At 56.7% G+C, this 17,039-nt stretch carries 15 protein-coding genes; 6 read left to right on the top strand and 9 right to left on the bottom strand.

The window, feature by feature from the left end:
• Positions 1-84: 84 nt before the first annotated feature.
• The 3 genes from WMO20_RS00180 to WMO20_RS00170 are packed head-to-tail and all read right to left on the bottom strand — an operon-like array spanning position 85 to position 3,289.
• Positions 85-804 (bottom strand): ABC transporter ATP-binding protein, encoded by a 720-nt coding sequence (locus WMO20_RS00180; protein WP_349185468.1) that lies wholly within the window; start codon positions 802-804, stop codon positions 85-87.
• On the bottom strand, positions 801-2,258 hold the full coding sequence (locus WMO20_RS00175) for a hypothetical protein (RefSeq protein ID WP_349185467.1): 1,458 nt from the start codon (positions 2,256-2,258) through the stop codon (positions 801-803). Before WMO20_RS00175 ends, WMO20_RS00180 begins: the two co-directional genes overlap by 4 nt.
• A gap of 29 nt (positions 2,259-2,287) precedes the next feature.
• Positions 2,288-3,289 carry a hypothetical protein gene (locus WMO20_RS00170; protein ID WP_349185466.1) on the bottom strand — a complete coding sequence of 334 codons (1,002 nt, stop codon included), beginning with the start codon at positions 3,287-3,289 and terminating at the stop codon, positions 2,288-2,290.
• A 582-nt stretch (positions 3,290-3,871) separates the two neighbouring features.
• On the opposite strand from WMO20_RS00170, the gene WMO20_RS00165 reads away from it, so the two are divergent.
• The 6 genes from WMO20_RS00165 to WMO20_RS00140 all read left to right on the top strand — a co-directional run bounded on the left by WMO20_RS00165 (position 3,872) and on the right by WMO20_RS00140 (position 8,047).
• Entirely contained in the window at positions 3,872-4,156 is a 285-nt protein-coding gene (locus WMO20_RS00165; RefSeq protein ID WP_112091769.1) for a hypothetical protein, read from the top strand.
• Positions 4,157-4,172: 16 nt separating this feature from the next.
• Entirely contained in the window at positions 4,173-4,940 is a 768-nt protein-coding gene (locus tag WMO20_RS00160; RefSeq protein WP_349185465.1) for a DUF4422 domain-containing protein, read from the top strand.
• A gap of 3 nt (positions 4,941-4,943) precedes the next feature.
• Positions 4,944-6,125, top strand: a complete 1,182-nt coding sequence (locus WMO20_RS00155) for an EpsG family protein (protein ID WP_349185464.1) — start codon at positions 4,944-4,946, stop codon at positions 6,123-6,125.
• A gap of 24 nt (positions 6,126-6,149) precedes the next feature.
• Positions 6,150-6,779: a sugar transferase gene (locus WMO20_RS00150; protein WP_242983276.1), complete on the top strand. Its 630-nt coding sequence runs from the start codon at positions 6,150-6,152 to the stop codon at positions 6,777-6,779.
• Positions 6,780-6,815: 36 nt separating this feature from the next.
• Positions 6,816-7,631 carry a hypothetical protein gene (locus WMO20_RS00145; RefSeq protein WP_349185463.1) on the top strand — a complete coding sequence of 272 codons (816 nt, stop codon included), beginning with the start codon at positions 6,816-6,818 and terminating at the stop codon, positions 7,629-7,631.
• Positions 7,632-7,762: 131 nt separating this feature from the next.
• Positions 7,763-8,047 carry a hypothetical protein gene (locus tag WMO20_RS00140; protein WP_112091774.1) on the top strand — a complete coding sequence of 95 codons (285 nt, stop codon included), beginning with the start codon at positions 7,763-7,765 and terminating at the stop codon, positions 8,045-8,047.
• A gap of 196 nt (positions 8,048-8,243) precedes the next feature.
• Here the strand turns inward: WMO20_RS00140 and WMO20_RS00135 are convergent, their stop codons facing one another.
• The 6 genes from WMO20_RS00135 to WMO20_RS00110 all read right to left on the bottom strand — a co-directional run bounded on the left by WMO20_RS00135 (position 8,244) and on the right by WMO20_RS00110 (position 17,039).
• On the bottom strand, positions 8,244-9,227 hold the full coding sequence (locus tag WMO20_RS00135; RefSeq protein ID WP_112091775.1) for a diacylglycerol/lipid kinase family protein: 984 nt from the start codon (positions 9,225-9,227) through the stop codon (positions 8,244-8,246).
• An 88-nt stretch (positions 9,228-9,315) separates the two neighbouring features.
• A complete protein-coding gene (locus tag WMO20_RS00130) occupies positions 9,316-11,613 on the bottom strand; it encodes an ATP-dependent Clp protease ATP-binding subunit (RefSeq protein WP_349185462.1) in 2,298 nt (765 codons plus the stop codon).
• A 283-nt stretch (positions 11,614-11,896) separates the two neighbouring features.
• Positions 11,897-12,745, bottom strand: a complete 849-nt coding sequence (locus WMO20_RS00125) for a TPM domain-containing protein (protein ID WP_308562792.1) — start codon at positions 12,743-12,745, stop codon at positions 11,897-11,899.
• Positions 12,746-12,760: 15 nt separating this feature from the next.
• On the bottom strand, positions 12,761-13,852 hold the full coding sequence (locus WMO20_RS00120; protein WP_349185461.1) for a TFIIB-type zinc ribbon-containing protein: 1,092 nt from the start codon (positions 13,850-13,852) through the stop codon (positions 12,761-12,763).
• A 75-nt stretch (positions 13,853-13,927) separates the two neighbouring features.
• The gene (locus WMO20_RS00115) at positions 13,928-15,328 is read right to left on the bottom strand and encodes an SPFH domain-containing protein (protein WP_349185460.1); all 1,401 of its coding nucleotides are present in this window, start codon (positions 15,326-15,328) and stop codon (positions 13,928-13,930) included.
• 268 nt (positions 15,329-15,596) lie between these two features.
• Positions 15,597-17,039, bottom strand: coding sequence for a TrkH family potassium uptake protein (locus tag WMO20_RS00110; RefSeq protein ID WP_097783620.1), 1,443 nt, complete (start codon positions 17,037-17,039; stop codon positions 15,597-15,599).

Here is a 17,039-nt window from a genome sequence, read left to right as displayed (position 1 = left end):
ATTTTTAGCACGATACAGAAATGCACCGTGCTATTTTTGCATCACCTTGCGCCACTGATCAAAACCTATATCCATTCCCCTTTCTTATACCCCGCTATTCCCGCGAGACTTAACACTCATTGGTAGTATTGCGCTATAAAAGATCCGCCCATCCTCGATCCGAATGACCTGCTGCGCCTTCTGCGCAATTTCCGGGTTATGCGTGACAACGATAAGCGTTTGCCCGAACTCCGCAGCACATTCCATCAGCAGCCGCATCGTATCCTCACCCGTCCGCGTATCCAGATTTCCGGTAGGCTCGTCTGCAAAAACGATGTGGGGCTTTGCAATCAGCGCACGGGCGATTGCCACACGCTGCTGCTGTCCGCCGGAAAGCTGTGCGGGGCGGGAATGCAGCTTGCCCGCAATGCCCAAGATTCCGGTCAGCTTATGGAGCATCTGTTCATCCGGTGCTCTATGGTCCAGATAAAACGGGGTCAGAATATTATCCTGCACCGTGTACTCCGGGAACAGGCGGAAATCCTGAAAAATAAAGCCGATCTTTTGCCGCCGCACCTGTGCCAGCTGCTCCGCATTCATTGCATAAATGTCCTGACCGTCCAGCAGCACCTTACCGGTGGTGGGCGGCAAAAGTCCTCCCAGAATTTTCAGGAGCGTAGATTTTCCGCTGCCGCTGGAACCGATGATGGACGCAAATGTACCGTTTTCAAGGGTCAGGTCGCTATTTCTGAGGGCGTGAACAGCGCTTTCTCCTTCCCCGTAGGTTTTAGAGATCTGCACCGCTTCCAGAATTTTATCTTTCATAAGATATCCCCCTTGGATGCTTTTTTACGAATAAAGGAGAAGATCGGCAGTAATGCTGCGGACAGCCAGAATACCATCAGCAGAATGCTGACCATGATCTGACTTCCCACGGGTTTATGGAATTCAAACACCCGTCCGCTTGTATGGATACGGATCAGGTCGAGAATGCTCTGGATCGGAACGATACGCGAGACCGCCGCATAGACAACGATATTCACAAGCAGCGTTGTCCCAACGATGACCGGGAGCAGCAGCTTTGCATAGGACAGCACCAGTTTTTTCGGGGAAACACCCAGCGTCAGGAGAAGCGACAGCCGCTGCTGCTGGACTTCATAAGCCGAAAGATTCAAAACCACCAGCAGCGCACACCCCAGAAGGACCCCGAATACCGCAAGGATGCCGACAAGGAAAGCGCTCTGTGTGCCCTCGGTGTAGCTCTGGCTGATCAGGTCGTAGTTATCTGCACGCAGGATACCATTCCTGCGCGTCGCAATGGAGGAAATAGACCGCCGCAACGAGAAATTGCTGTCAGCGGACAGTTTCACGTTCAGGCTGCTGTATCCTTCCTTTTCCATAAAGTAGCTGCCTGCGCTCTCAAACATTTTATGGTAAAGAGCCGTACTGACAAAAATCGTGCCGCTGAAAAGGATCCGGTCTGTTGTCAGCAGTGTGTAATTGCTTGCAGACTTTACGACCCCGGCAATGGGCAGCTGGGCGGTGTACGTCCGGTAGACCTCATTCCCGGCTTCATCCTGCCCTGTATAACGCTGGTATTGGATGCTCAACTTGTCTCCGGCTGCGAAAACCGGTTCAACCAACGTACTGCCATCCGGTTGGAAGCCCTGATAATACTCATCCGCAGCGGGGTCATAATAGCAATCTCTCCACAGGGTCAAAACAGAATCCCCTGCCAGCAGCGTCTCTATTTCCTCGTCCGAAACGCCGGCATCTGCGGCAATGCGGCGTAGTTCATCATCCGGCAAAGCACAGACTGTCGTATTTAGTGTTCCTTTTGAGGCATTGTGCATTAATAAACTCGGGATTTTGCCGTTGTCCTTGACCCAGATATCGGCGAGCATTTGGCTGGACTGGATCTTGTCTGATGTCACGGTATAGGTATCGGTCAGATCAATTGCAGCGGAAACCTCTTCCACACCGGGCAATGCAGCGAGATCCTCTTTCAGAGAAAACGGCATCCCGGAGGTTCCGTTCATCTTGATGGACAAACAGGCATACGGTGCATCCAGATCATACGGCAGCATGACACGCCAGCCGACATACAGACAACTGACGGCGATCAGCAATACCGCGCAGCCGACACCGATCTGCGGTGCAAGCGGCAGCTGTGCCAAGCGGAATTTTTTTGCAGGCTTCTCTTTGGGTTTTGCGGTCTGCGGGCGAACCAGCACCGCAGGCAAAAGTGCGCCCAGCAGTACGGAGAGCAGAAACAGCACTGCCAGCGGCGCAAGAGATGCAGCGGGGATCACCAAGAACGAAAGGTGCTTCTGCAGCCCCAGACCGACGGCCGCAGCACCGCAGCCCAGTGCAAACCCTGCAGCAACTGCTGCAAGCCCGGCAAAAAGCGCTTCCCACAGGCACATGAGCCGGAGATCCCGATTTTAGCCCCCAGCGTCAGGAAGGTATTGATAGTATGTACACGCTTGTGCAGAACGATCAGGAAATACTGCGCCACTGCAAAAAAGCTGACCAGAATCGCTGCGACCAGCAAAAAGCGCAGGGAGGACGAGACGGTATCCTCCTGCGGGTAGGCATACTCGTTTGCCACTAAAGCAGGGTCGGTCGAAGCGGTCACGGGTGCGGTTGTATTCAGGTAATAAAACGTCTGGAACTTTTGCCCGTCCAAGGCAAGCGGCTCTGTCACAATGCCGCTGACGGTCAGATTGCCGTTCAGATTCCAATAAACATCATAGGCAGGCAAAACACCGCACAGGGTATAGGCTTTTTCCATCACTGCGCCGGAGCCTGCCAGCGGGTCGTAATCATTGGCAGCGACCTTCAGCGTGACCGTCTGCCCTACGTCATAGGAGCAGCCCAGCGCATCCAGCAGAGTCGTCGTCATGGCAATCTCATCGGGCTGCGTGGGGAAATCACCGCTGATCGGCACAATACGTCCCAGCTGTGCAAAGGTATCGTCTATCGTTCCGATCCCGCCCGCCACGCCATCGTCTGCGCCGAGAACGATTCCGTTTTGGATCACTGTGCTGACCTGTGCGGATGCGGGCAAGGTGTTTTGTGCCTGTGCAGCGTCCGCAGCAGTATCCGACAAACGCAGGTACTGCCATTCGCCATATAGTTCACAGCGGGTGTCCTGCAATACCTGTGCAGAGCTGACCGAGTAGATCACCGCCGCCGTCAGGAACGAGAAAACCAGTGTCAGCAAAAGCAGCAATAGGCTGGTCTGCTTCTTGCGGCCAAGCATCCCATGAAACGCCAGAATGATAGATGGACTTTCTTTGATTTTCATAAGGCACCCTCGCTGTATAAGCGAAAACACTTTGTCTCCAAAATTGTAATGCCACTCCATGTTTGGAGCTTTCCAGTTTTAATATACCATGGATTTTTTTGAAATCAAGACCTTTGGCAAAAGTGGTATGTCACACCGCTTGATGCGACGCTTTTTACTGACCGCCTGTTTCAAAAAAGAAGTTGTCCTCACGATGGTGCTATCTTTATATTACGCTTTTGATCGTGGAGCAATGTATATGAACAACCGAGAAAACAGATTTTCCCGTTTCTGTCTGCATAGATAGGTCAATGATCCTACAAACACTTGACAGCAGGACAGGAAACGAGGTAAACTATTGCAAGTATAGGCTCATTCTGTCTTTCAGAATGAGATGATTCAATAGGGCACAAATGATTGCACTGGGATCCATTGAAACCCAGAGCTTTTGCTTATATTGCGGGACAGGGCGAAATTGGTGCTGTAACAGATCACTATTTTTCAGCAAATAAAACCCTTATTGCAAAAATATATTGTAGATCAAAAGCACTCCTCTTTCCCAGAATGACTTCACCAAAATCACAACGAAAGGTTAAAGGAAAAATGAACTATCCTGCCAAGTATTTTGTACTGGAACAGGGCGAGCTGCCGGAGGTATCCGGCGGCGGCTTGCTGGATGTTTTTGACCGCGTGACCGCTTATACGTTTCAGAACCAGTTTCTGGGCAGTATGCGCACTGCCGTGTGGAACTGCCTGCTGCAAAAAAGCCTGCAGCCGACGGTAGACTGGGCAAAAGACTTCTGGCAGATGTCCCTCCTGCGAAAAGCGACCTTTCTGTACGGCGGTGTCCGGTTAGGGCAGACCGTGGCCAACTACTGGAAGATGTAAGACGGCAGGGTGATATATGGAGAACATCAAGCTGTTGGTGGCGATGCACAAAGCGTACTGTCTGCCGGAAGATGCAGTTTATGCGCCCATTCAGGTGGGCGGTGTACATATTCCGGGCATGGAAAACGCGCTGAGAGACGACACCGGAGAGAATATCTCAAACAAAAACAGATCCTATTGTGAGCTGACTGCTCTTTACTGGGGCTGGAAAAACCTGCAGGCAGATTATCTGGGGTTGGTGCATTACCGGCGTTATTTTGCCCGCAGAATGCCCGGCGGCAGAAAGTTTGACCGCATCGCATCAGGAACCGAGATCCATGCTGCACTGGAAAAAGCCCCTGTGATCCTGCCGAAAAAGCGCAATTATTGGATCGAAACGACCTATACCCAGTACATTCACGCCCATCATAAGGAAGATCTGGATGCTGTACAGAGTATCCTTGCAGAAAAATACGCAGCCTACCTGCCGGCCTACGCAGCTGTCATGGGGCGCACCAGCGGGCATCGGTTCAATATGTTCGTCATGCGCAGGGACATTCTGGATGCATACTGCACATGGTTGTTCGATGTGCTGGCAGAAGCCGAAAAGCGTATCGATGCGGACCGTTATGATGCGTACAATGGCCGTGTTTACGGTTTTCTGGCCGAGCGGCTGCTGGACGTCTGGATGGAAACGAACCATATTGCGTATACGGAACTGCCCGTGGTGTTTTTGGAAAATCAGCACTGGCTCAAAAAGGGCACCGCATTTCTCAGCCGTAAAATTCGATATAGGAGACCGTAACGAATGCTGGTTTATATTGCGGCCACGCTGATCTCCTGCCTGTTGGCAGTCTGGTGCGAAAAACGGAACACCGATGCTCTGAACGCTATTGACAGCAAACAGCGCTGGGGAGCACTTGTGCTCTGTTCCCTGCCGCTTATATTAGTAAGTGCGGCGCGGTGGGGCGTGGGCACAGATTTCCTTTATACCTATCTGCCGGAATTCCGGGCTCTGCAGTGGCTGCGGGCAGGCGGTGGCGATGCGCTGTGTCAGGAGCTGTTTGCGCCGATGCGCGAAGATCTTACCCGGTGGGGGCTGTATGAGAGTCCAGAGTCTGCTTTGCAGTTCTTTTTGGGTGTGCTGGACAATTGCGAGCCAGGGTATCGGGTCTTGATGGAAGCTGCTGTGGCATTGGGTGGAAACTTTCGTCTTGTAATCGCGGCAACATCTGTTATAATAGGTTTGTGTGTTTATTATGCCATATTCACCCAGTGTTCTGCTCCGGTTCTGGCTATCTACCTCTATGTAGCCAGCAGCAATTATTTCCTCAGCATGAACATCATCCGGCAGTACATTGCCATTGGCATCGGGCTGGTGGCCGTACAGTTCATCCGGGAGAAGCGGCTCTTCCCTTTTCTGGCCTGCGTGGCGGTGGCAATGCTGTTCCACACTACAGCGGTGGTACTGCTGCCGTGTTATTTTTTGTGCCGGGTCGAGCTGAACCCCCGCTATGCCCTGTTGCTGACAGCAGGCGTGCTGGTCTGTTCTGGTGTTTTGGGTACGGCTGCTGCCTGGCTGATGCCGCGGATCGGGCTGGGATATTATGCCCGTTATCTGGGTTCTGCATGGAGTGAAGACGGCTTTGAGACGATGTTCTTTGTCATAAACCTGTGCGTTCTGCTGTTCTGCGGGCATTACTGGAATGCAGCAAAGCAGCGCTGTCCCTATTACGTTATTTGGTACAACATGACCTTGTTAGGGACTTTTGCACTGGCACTGTCCGGGGTGCTGCCGTTGATGAAACGGTTGAATTACTACTATGCAGCCCCGCAGTTCCTGCTGCTTCCGGAAGCGCTGCAGACAGAAACAGACCCGCACCGCCGCCGCATCCTGACCGGGTTGGTGGCAGTTGCCTTTGCGGCAGAAACTCTGGTAGCTGTAGTGCTGCTGAACAAAAACGAAGTGTTGCCATATCGACTGTGGTGATCACTGCATAAAGGAGAGAAAGTCGTGATCAAATGCACGGAGAGGTCAGGTGTCTATCAGGCAGTCAAACGCCTTTTTGATATTCTGGCAAGTCTTGCGGCTCTGGCGGTGTTGTCCCCGCTCTTTCTGGTGATCGCCATTTTGATTTTATCAGAAGACGGCAGACCGGTTTTTTACAAACACACCCGGGTGGGCAAGGGTGGAAAAACATTTCAGATGTACAAATTCCGCACAATGTATCAGGACCGGAGGATCGTTCTGACCCCGGAGCAGCAGGTGGAGCTGCAGCAGGAGTTCAAACTGGAAAACGATCCCCGTGTGACCCGGATCGGCAGCAAGCTGCGGATGTCCAGTCTGGATGAGCTGCCGCAGCTGCTGAACATCCTGAAAGGCGATATGAGCTTTGTGGGGCCGCGGCCCATTATGGAGCGGGAATTTGAATTTTATACTCCGGCGGAAACCGCAGCATTTCAGAGCGTCAAGCCCGGTCTGACCGGGTACTGGCAGGCGTATGCCCGCAACGATGCAACCTATCAGAGCGGGGAACGTCAGGCCATGGAGATGTACTACGTAAAGAATGTCTCCCCCTGGCTGGATATCCGTATCCTGTTCAAAACCGTAGGCGCAGTGCTGCGGAAGTCCGGTGTAAAGTAAGGCAGTAAGGCAACTTGTAAAAAGGAAGCAGCGTTTATGAAGAATGCACTGAAAAAAACGTTGTGTGGGATCGGATCGTGTGCGGTAGTGGCAGGTGGTCTGCTGTATTTTAGAGCTCATACAGAGCCATCGCCTTTGCCCGTCAGTGAACCTCCGGCTGCACAGAGTGCGGTCTCTGAGCCGGAAAGCAATTCGTTGACAGATACAGCAAAAGAAGACGTGGAGACCCTGATCCAAGACGGCGAGAACATGAGCAGCTCGGAAGTGGAAGAACTGCTTGAAAAGATCGCCGCACAGGAAGAAAACGCTGCCGGAAGCGAAGCATCTGCTGCAGCCAGTTCATCCCGTCCAGAGGGGGCTTCCAGTGCAGATACCAGCACGGCTGCGGTCTCCAGTTCTGTTGTATCGCAAAGCCAGAGCACATCCGCTGCTGCTTCTCAGCCACAGCAGGACAAATGCGACGCGCAGATCGAAGCGTTGGTAGCGCAGCTGTACCAGCAGCAGGAGCGCTATGAACGGGAACTGCTGGAGATCATCCGGCAGGCACATCAGGAGTATGTTGCTTACCCAGAAGATCAGCGCAGCCTGATTTTGAAAGTACAGGTCGTTCTTGGAAAAACAAATGTTCTGACGGCGATGGAAAAGGACTGCGATGCCGAAGTGAATAATATATGCAGCCAGATGACGGCTATTCTCAAGGCAAATGGTCGGGATACTGCCATCGTGCGGGAAGTAAAAAAGACATACACCGATAAAAAAGCAGAACTCAAGCAGGAACTTATCCGTCAGACTTACAGCGGCGGCGATGGCAGCGGTTCGGCCGGGCATTGGCTGTATGATCGGCTGGAATGATAATTTGTATCTACAGCAGTTTGCTTTTTTAGTGCCTAAGCAGCACCCGCAAACTGCATATCGCAAGCATGATGTTTTATAGGCACTTTTTTGAAAATCGCGATAACAAACAACGATCACGAGGTGGAATTATGAAATACCCCTGCAATTACGATCTTCTCCGCGAAGAAGAAATGGTCTATATCGCTGGTGGTTCAGCGCTGGATGCATTCAACTACCTGTTTGGTGACTGGTTCCGCGATATGCTGCTTTCCGATATCCGCAATGCAACGTGGGGCAGTATGCAGCAACTGAATGTACAGCCTGTGGTGGACACCGGCAAAAAGATTGCTAGTTGGGCTTGGCCGGCACAGCTGGCCTATGGGTACGGTTTCTACCGTCTGGCGCTGACCGTGAAGAGCTTTCTGACCCAGTAAAATGAAAAAATGAAGCCGTCAGAGTATCATGTGATATCTATCACACGGTACTCTGGCGGCTTCTTATTTTATAGCAATTCAACTTTTTAACGCAACAGCAACAGCGTTGCATTGCATATCGCAGATATGCTGTTTGAATGTTGCACTAATTTCTTGACTTGCGATAACGATCATTCTGCTATCACTTCGGTTCCAGTCACTTCACGCCTGCCTTTTTCGCGGTAAAACGCTGATATGCAGGCAGCGGCAGCAGCACATGGCCTGCCAGCGGCTGCACCTGTACCGACACCTGCTTGCAGGGAGCGCACTCGCCGTCCACGGTGGCAATGATCGGCCCGCGGCCATCTGCTGCCCGCAGGCTGACCGATTTTGCGCGGCGATAGATAAAGTAAGGCTTTGCGGCCTCGGTGAGCTGGCCGTTTTGAAAGTGCTGACCGTTTTTGTACAGCATCAGCAGCTTTGCAATGACCCGGCGGCTGACCTTGCGCACGATGAACACATCAAGCCAGCCGTCATCCGGCTGTGCCTCCGGCCCTGCCATAAAGCCGCCGCCGTAGGCGCGGCCATTGCACACCGCGCACATCAGGCAGTCCACGGTCAGCACCTCGCCGTCAATGACGTACTCCACCCTGCGGCCGATATGCCCGCACAACTGTTGTACGATGGACAGTGCATAAGCTGCTTCGCCGCCGCACAGCGGGATGCGCCGGAACTTGGGGATGCCATAGGCCACCTGTGCGTCCAGACCGGCGGCGCAGATGGTGGCAGAAAGCCCCAGACTGGTGCGCATCAGGTCGATGGGCACTGCCCCGCCTGCCAGCTGGGCGTCCAGATCCAGAAACTCCTCCTTTGTACCGTAGGTGCGCAGAAAGTCGTTGCCGCTGCCATAGGGCAGGCAGCCCACGGCGGTCTTATCAAAGCCGTGGGCACCGGTGAGCGCCTCGTTGAAGGTGCCGTCACCGCCGGCGGTAAAAATGCGCAGCTCCACCCCGGCCTTCTGGGCGGCAGCGGCGGCAGCGCGGGACAGCTCCCGGGCGTGGCCTGCGTGGGTGGTAACACGAATGGTGTAGTCCTCCGGGGCAAGCCCGGCACCGGCAGCAGCCGCCGCGATCTGCTGCGGCAGGGTGCGGGTACAGTCGGCCTTTCCGGCTGTGGGGTTCAGAAGAAACAGCGTGTGCATCGGGGATCCTCCCTGTTGTAACTCTATTTCCTCTATAATAGTCGAAAACCGCGCCGGTTGCAAGCAAAAATGCTATTTTGCTATTTTCTTATAGGGTTACGATCTCATCCTCCCGCAAAACGATACTGCCATCGGCGGCACAGTCTGCCGTCCAGTGCTGTCCCACACAGGCAGTCCCAGCAGCAATGCGGTTTGCCAGTGCCTGCTCCACTGCCCTGTCCACCTGACGGCGCAGCTCCCGCGCGCCGTAGGCCGATCGAGCCCGGGCAGCCAGTGCCGCTCCTACCTGCGGGGTGTGGCGCAGCCGGTAGCCGCTGCGGGCGGCGCGCTGCTCCAGCTGGCAGAGCATTTTTTCTGCAATGGCGCAGAGGTTTTCCTCCCCCAGCGGACGGAACACGATCACTTCATCCAGCCGCCCGAGCAGCTCTGGGCGGAACCACTTTTTTGCTTCCTCCACAGCCTGCGCGGACTGCTTTTCAAACACGGCTTCTGCCCCGGCGGCAAAGCCCAGCGGCGCGTTCTGCCCTGCCAGAAACCGTGCGCCCAAGTTGGAAGTAAGCAGCACGATGGTGTTGCGGAAATCCGCCTTGCGCCCCATGGCATCGGTCAGCTGACCGTCCTCCAAAATTTGCAACAGGATATTCTGGATATCCGGGTGTGCCTTTTCGATCTCATCAAACAGCACCACGCTGTACGGGCGGCGGCGCACAGCCTCGGTCAGCTGCCCGCCCTCATCGTGGCCGAGGTAGCCCGGCGGCGCGCCCAGCAGCCGGGCAGCGGTGTGCTGCTCCTGATACTCCGACATATCAAATTTGAGCAGCGCTTTCTCGCTGCCGAACCAGCTGACTGCCAGCGCCCGTGCCAGTGCGGTCTTTCCCACGCCGGTAGGGCCTAAAAACAGCATGGCACCAATGGGACGCCCCGGCTCGCCCAGACCGGTGCGGCTGCGCCGGATGGCCCCTGCCACGGCTGCCACTGCCCGCTGCTGACCGACGATCTCCGCGTTCAGGCGGCTTTCCAGCTTGTCCAGCCGCTCCCGCTCCTGCTCGCCCACCCGCTGGGCAGGCACGCCGCTGGCGGCTGCCACCACCCGGGCGATATCCTCCGGGGTAAGCACCGGCTGGGTGCGCTGCTCCTTTTCGGCAAGGATGCGCGCCGCTGCACAGGCTTCGTCCACAAGGTCGATAGCCTTATCCGGCAGGCAGCGCCCGGGCAGGTACCGCACCGAAAGCTCCACCGCCGCCTGCAAGGTCTGGGGCGGCAGGCGCACATTGTGGTACCGCTCGTAGCGGGGCGCAAGACCGTTGAGGATCTCCACTGCCTGTGCGGGGGTAGGTTCCTCCACCTGCACCCTGCCAAAGCGGCGTTCCAGCGCGGCGTCCTTCTGGATGTGGGTGCGGAATTCCTGATTGGTAGTTGCGCCGATGAGTTGCAATTCGCCCCGGGCAAGCACCGGTTTCAGGATGCTGGCGGCGTCGATAGCGCCCTCGGCGGCACCGGCACCCACAATGGTGTGGAACTCGTCGATAAACAGGATGGCAGTGCCATCCCGCACCAGCTCTTCCAGCAGGTTTTTCAGCCGCTCCTCAAAATCGCCCCGGTACTTGGTGCCCGCCACCAGACTGGCCATATCCAGCGCCAGCAGCCGCCGCCCCTGCAGCGCTCTGGGCACCTGTCCGGCAGCAATGCGCAGCGCCAGACCCTCGGCCAGCGCCGTTTTGCCCACGCCCGGCTCGCCGATCAGGCAGGGGTCGTTTTTCTGGCGGCGGCACAGGATCTCCACCATGCGGTCAAGCTCGGCTTCCCGGCAGAACACCGGGTCCAGCTCCCCTTCGGCGGCGCGGCGGGTCAGGTCGCGGCAATATTTATCGCTGGCACGGCTGCCCCGGGGGATGCTGGCCGACACCCGTGGCTGGGCGGGCAGCACGAACTGTCCGCTCAGCTGGCGGCACTCCCGCACCGCCTCGGTGAGCGGAAGCCCCATCTCCGCCAGCAGCAGTCCGGCGGCGCAGCCGTCATCTTCCAGCATGGCGCAAAGCAGGTGCTCCGGCTCTGCCCGGCTGACATGGGCGTTCTGCGCCCCGATGAGCGCATAGTCCATGGTGCGGCGCAGATCCGGTGCCATAGCCCGCCTGTCCAGCCGCTGTGCCGGGCCGCTGCGCCGCTGCGCCAGCTGGCGGCGCACCTCCGGCTCGGTGATGTTTTTCCGGGTGAGGAACTGCGCCGCAGCGCCCTGCTGCTGTAACATTGCCAGCAAAAGGTGGCCGGTATCCGCCTGTTCACAGCCCAGATCACCCGCCAGCTGCACCGCCTGCTGTAACAGCCGCGCCGCCGGGCGCGAAAAGCCCCGGTAGCCGCCCATGCCCAGATTTTTCCAAATGCCCATGTGTCTGCTCCTTGCTGCATATAAAATCGTCTGCACTGGAAGTATAGCCCCAAAGGCGCAGAAAAAATCAGTCGTTTGTGTCGGGCGGCAGAAAAGTGATGGCTATAGCAGCTTGCGTTTTTAATGCCCAAACAACATCCGCAAACAGCATATCGCAAATATGCTGTTTTGATAGGCACTATTATTGAAAATTGCGATAAAAGAACAACGCCGGAAAGTCCGCAGACCTTCCGGCGTTGCATTGCTATGGGAGGGACAGTTTACAGCAGCCCTCTATATTTTTTCAGAATGAACCGCCACCGCCGCCATGGGTCGAGCCGCTGGAGGAGGTGTGGGTGGAACTGCCGCCGGAATCGCCGGAGCTGGTCTCCTTTGGCCGCTCGGTGCGGTGCACGTCCCGGTACAGGAACAGATCCCGCTGGTTGGTCAGCTTCATGCTGCCCTGCCGCACATAATCGGTTGCGTCCCGCTGCGGTGCCACGCTCTTGAGCTGGCCCTTCATCACGCCGGTCACGATCAGCGCCGTCACCAGACCAATGACCAGCGCCACGCCCAGATACACGATAGAGAACGGCTCCTTGGGCATATTGTCTACGTCATAGGGTTGACCTTCGCGGGCGGCGGTGACATACGAATCCGTCCACTGGATAAAGGTGCGGAAGGCGGCGGCGTAATCGCCGTCTGCCATATCGGGGGTCATCTGCTCGCCAAGGTACTGGATGCCGGCATCCGTAAATGCGGTGATGCCGTAGCCGCAGGTGGAGATGTGCCACTTGCGGTCGCCTGTGCTTACCAGCAGCAGTACACCGTCACGGTCTGCACCGTAGCCGAACTGACAGTAGTCATAGAGGTCATCGGCATATTCCTCCATGCTGGTGTAGCCCTCGCTTTCCAGCGAGTCGATGGTGGCAATGGTCACATCAAAGCTCTGGCGGACGCTCAGCTCCTCCAGTGAAGCTTCCAGTTCGCTGTCCTCGTCCTCGGTCAGGACTTCTGCGCTGTCGTTCAGGCGGTAGTATAGGTCAGCAAAGCCATTTTCGGCAGCAAAAGCCGGTACGGCCAGCGCCAGCAAGAGCACCAGTGCTGCCAGCGCAGCACAGAGGGAGCGCAGCGGGGTAACAGTCTTTTTCATCTTCCGTTCCCTCCTTTACAGAATCCCTGCCAGCCACAGCAGCCACATGACCGCATAGGACGCGGCGCCAACGGCTGCCGTAAGCCCCAGCGTCCACTTGCGGGCAGCGGCCTTATCCACCGGCAAATTGCCTACAAACTTACCGGTCTGGCCGTTCATGGCAAAGATGTAATTCTCGCCGCGCCAGCTGGTGCTCAGCACCCAGACTGGGAACAGGGCATACTTTGCCTTGCCGCCGTGGAGCTGGATACTGCTGTTCTCCACCTTGACCGAGTCGTAACCGGTGACCGTCTGGGTAAAGGCATCCTCGGTGGACTGGCGGATACGCTCGTTGGCGCGCTCGATGCTCTTTTTGGCGTCCACATCGTACTTATCGGCCACATAGCCTGCCAGATACGCAGTGTTGAAGGCCACTGCATCCTGCATGGCAAAGGGCTCGATGGATTCCATCAGGTCATCTGCCATCTTGGAGGAGCCGTCCACCGGTACTGCGTCAAAGCCCAGCACGCCGTCCCGGCGCACGGAGTAGTAGCTGGTCTCGGTATAGTCGTAGTCATCGTCCGACCAGCAGCGGGTGCGGGTGGCGGTAAAGCGCAGCTGGGCATCGGCATCGCTGTCGTACAGCCAGAAAGGCACATACACGCCCTTGATCTCGTCGATATGGTTCTGGCTGCGGAACACCTTGGGCAGCAGGGTCTTGCCCTTGAGGTGCTCCTGCAGCTTTTCCTTAGCTGCCTTTTTGTCCAGCTTGAAGGGGATGATGAGGTCGGGGCGCAGGTCTCCGGCAAACTGTCCGGTCAGCACGATGGGGTTGCCGCAGAAGGGGCAGGCCGAAGCGGCCATGGTGTCATCGCCCACGATCTCGCCGCCGCAGCTCTTGCAGACATAAGTATGCAGACCGGCAGTCTCGCCCTCTGCCCAGCCGCCGCCGGGGGTAGTCCAGTTCATCCTGCTGGGCTTCGCATCCTTCAGATCCTCATCGTAACCCTTCAGTGCGTCCACCTCAAACTCGGTGTCGCAGTAGGGGCATTTCAGCTTCTGGGTGGTGCTGTCAAATTTGATCGCACCATCGCAGCAGGGGCACTTATATTCCAGCATTCCTGCCATAGTGTTTCCTCCTATAGTCTGCGGGGCAAGGAGTCCTTCCCTGCCCCGCAGCGTGATCGGTCATTGTACGCAGATTCAGCTGCGGTCGTTTTCGTCGAAAGGATCGCCGCACTCCGGGCAGAACTTGGGCGGGTGTGCGGGGTCAGCCGGTTCCCAGCCGCACTTGTCGCACTTATATTTGGGCATACCGGCGGGACGGGGTTTGCCGCACTCGGAGCAGAACTTGCCCTTGTTCACCGCACCGCAGCTGCAAGTCCAGCCCTCTGCTGCCGCCGGGCGGGGCTTGCCACACTCCGGGCAGAACTTGCCGGTGACGGTGGCACCGCAGCTGCAAGTCCAGCTGTCGGCAGCGGGCTTCGGCTCCGGCTTTTTGCTGCCGCATTCCGGGCAGAACTTGCCGGTAACGGTAGCGCCGCAGCTGCACTGCCAGCTGCCAGCGGCAGAAGACTGCTGCTGGGGCGCTGCGGGCTGCTGACCCATGGCAAACAGATTCTGGGCGTTCATGCCGTTTGCACCGGCTGCCATGCCCATGCCCATAAAACCGGTCATGGCACCGGCGGTGTTTCCGGCGGCGGTCTTCATGGCGTCGATCTGACCACCCACCAGACGGGCGGCAGCGGTGGTGGGGTCGGTGGTCATGGCGTTCTCTTCCCACTCGGTGATCTTCTTCTGCTGTTCCTCCGGGATGGACAGAGAGTTGATGTTGAAGGAGAACACCTCAATACCCCGCTTCTTGCGCCAGACGTTGGACAGCTGCTCGTTGAGGGCGTCCGAGATCTCCAGCGTGTGGGCGGGGATCTCGTAATACTGCACCTTGTTGGCGGAAAGGGTGGCCAGCGCCGGCTGCAAAGCGTTCATCAGTTCGCTCTTCAGGCGGGGAGCCAGCTCCGAGGCATCGTACTGGTTGGAGACATTGCTGCACACATTGGTGTAGAACAGCAGCGGGTCGCAGATGCGGTAAGTAAAGCTGCCGTTACAGCGGATATTCACCGAGAGCTTATAGCCCCGCTCCTCGCTGACCACCACCCGGAATGGGATGGGCGTCGCGGTGCCGTACAGGATCTCGCCCAGCTCCTTGGTGTTGATGTAGTACACGCGCTGATCCTTGCCGGTGTCGCCGCCATAGGTAAAGCGCTTGGCTACGGTCTGGAAGGTAGCTGCCAGACTGTCGCCGAAGTTGCCGGTGAACACGCTGGGCTCGGTGGATGCGTCAAAGGTAAACTCGCCCGGCTCGGCGCACACCTCCACCACCTTGCCCTGCTCCACGATCAGCATACACTGACCGTCTGCCACGGCAATGCCGCTGCCGTTGGTAATGATGTTATCATCGCCGTGGTTGGAACTGCGGCGGGAGGTGCGCTTTTGGCCCTTGACCATCAGCACGTCCTTATCCAGAGAATCGCAGTAGAAAAATTCCTTCCACTGGTCTGCAAGAGTTCCGCCCAATGCGCCCATACCTGCTTTGATCAAACCCATAGTAATTTCCTCCTGTACGTTTTATTGTTTTGCTTTCTTCTTTTTTATCATGCAGAACGATTTCGTTTGTAAAAAGGTTCTGCCTGCTCAGGGGTAAGGGTCAGATAATTGATATTATAATCATACTGCAATGCGGCGCTGAACGCAAGGCATTTCTAACCGTTGCTACCTGCCATTCCGGCTTTCTTTACAAAAAAGAACACCGGTGCGTTCATAGACACTCCGGTGTTCCGAAATAATATTTTGCCTGTCCCGCGCCGCAAAAGGCTCAGAACTTCCGCCATGTATCCGGCATAAACAGCACCAGCATGGGGAAGATCTCCAGACGGCCGGCCAGCATATCGAAGATCAGTACCAGCTTTGCGGGGTCTGCAAAGCAGCCGAAGTTCTGCATAGGGCCTACCTTGACAAGACCCGGGCCGATGTTGTTCAGGGTAGCGGCCACGGCGGTAAAGTTCGTCACCATATCAAAGCCGTTCAGACTGATGAGGAAGAAGGAGCCCGCAAAAATAAAGATATATGCCGCCACAAACACATTGGTGGTGCGGATGGTCTCGTGGTTCAGCAGCTTGCCGTCCATGCGGGCGGGCGCTACTACCTGCGGGTGCAGGGCGGTCTTAAGCTCCTTGGCCAGGGTCTTGGCCAGAATGAGGAGGCGGCTCACCTTCATGCCGCCGCCGGTACTGCCGGCGCAGGCACCAATGAACATGAGCATGACCAAGATCTCTTTGGAGAGGGTCGGCCACAGGTCAAAGTCGCAGCTGGAAAAGCCGGTGGTGGTGATGATGGAACCCACCTGAAATGCGGCCTGCCGCAGCGCCTCGCCGAAGCTGTTGTACATACTATAAATATTGGCGGTGATGATGCCCACTGCCACCGCGATGACCACAAAGTAGCCCCGCACCTCCTCGCTGGCAGCAGCGCGGCGGAACTTGCGCATGAGCAGCAGGAAGTAGGCGTTGAAGTTGACGCCGAACAGGATCATGAAGATGGTCACGACCCACTGGATGTAGGGCGAAAAGCTGCCAAAGCTGTCGTTGCGGAAGCCAAAGCCGCCGGTGCCCGCCGTACCAAAGGCGGTGAGCAGTGCCTCGAACAGGGGCATTCTGCCAATCAGCAGGAACACCAGTTCCAGCATGGTGAGGGCAAAATAGATGCCGTACAGAATTTTAGCGGTAGACTGCACCTTGGGCACCAGCTTATCCACCTGCGGGCCGGGGCTTTCCGCCTTCATCAGGTTGACGTGGGAGCCGCCGGTCAGCGGCAGCAGCGAGAGCAGGAACACCAGAACGCCCATGCCGCCGATCCAGTGGGTGAAACTGCGCCAGAACAGAATGCCCTTGGGCAGATCCTCCACGCCGGGCAGAATGCTGGCACCGGTGGTGGTAAAGCCGGAGACCGTCTCAAACAGGGCGTCCACGGGGTTCGGGATGCAGCCGGTGAGCACAAAGGGCACCGCGCCCATCACCGAGATGAACACCCAGCACAGCGAGGTAGCTGCAAAGCCTTCGCGCATATAGAACACCTTGCTGCGGGGTTTGATGGTGTGCAGGGCGTAGCCGATGCCGGCGCTGACGGCTGCTGTGAGCAGAAACACGCCCAGCACCATCCACTCGCCATACACTAAGCTGGCGGCGGCGGGCAGCAGCAGCAATGCGCCCTCGATCATCAGCACATAGCCCAGCAGACGGAAAACGATCGCATAATTCAT

Origin of the sequence: Faecalibacterium intestinale (assembly GCF_040096575.1) — a bacterium.
GTDB classification, from domain to species: Bacteria; Bacillota; Clostridia; order Oscillospirales; family Ruminococcaceae; genus Faecalibacterium; species Faecalibacterium intestinale.
This window is presented reverse-complemented; position numbering and strand designations above follow the sequence as displayed.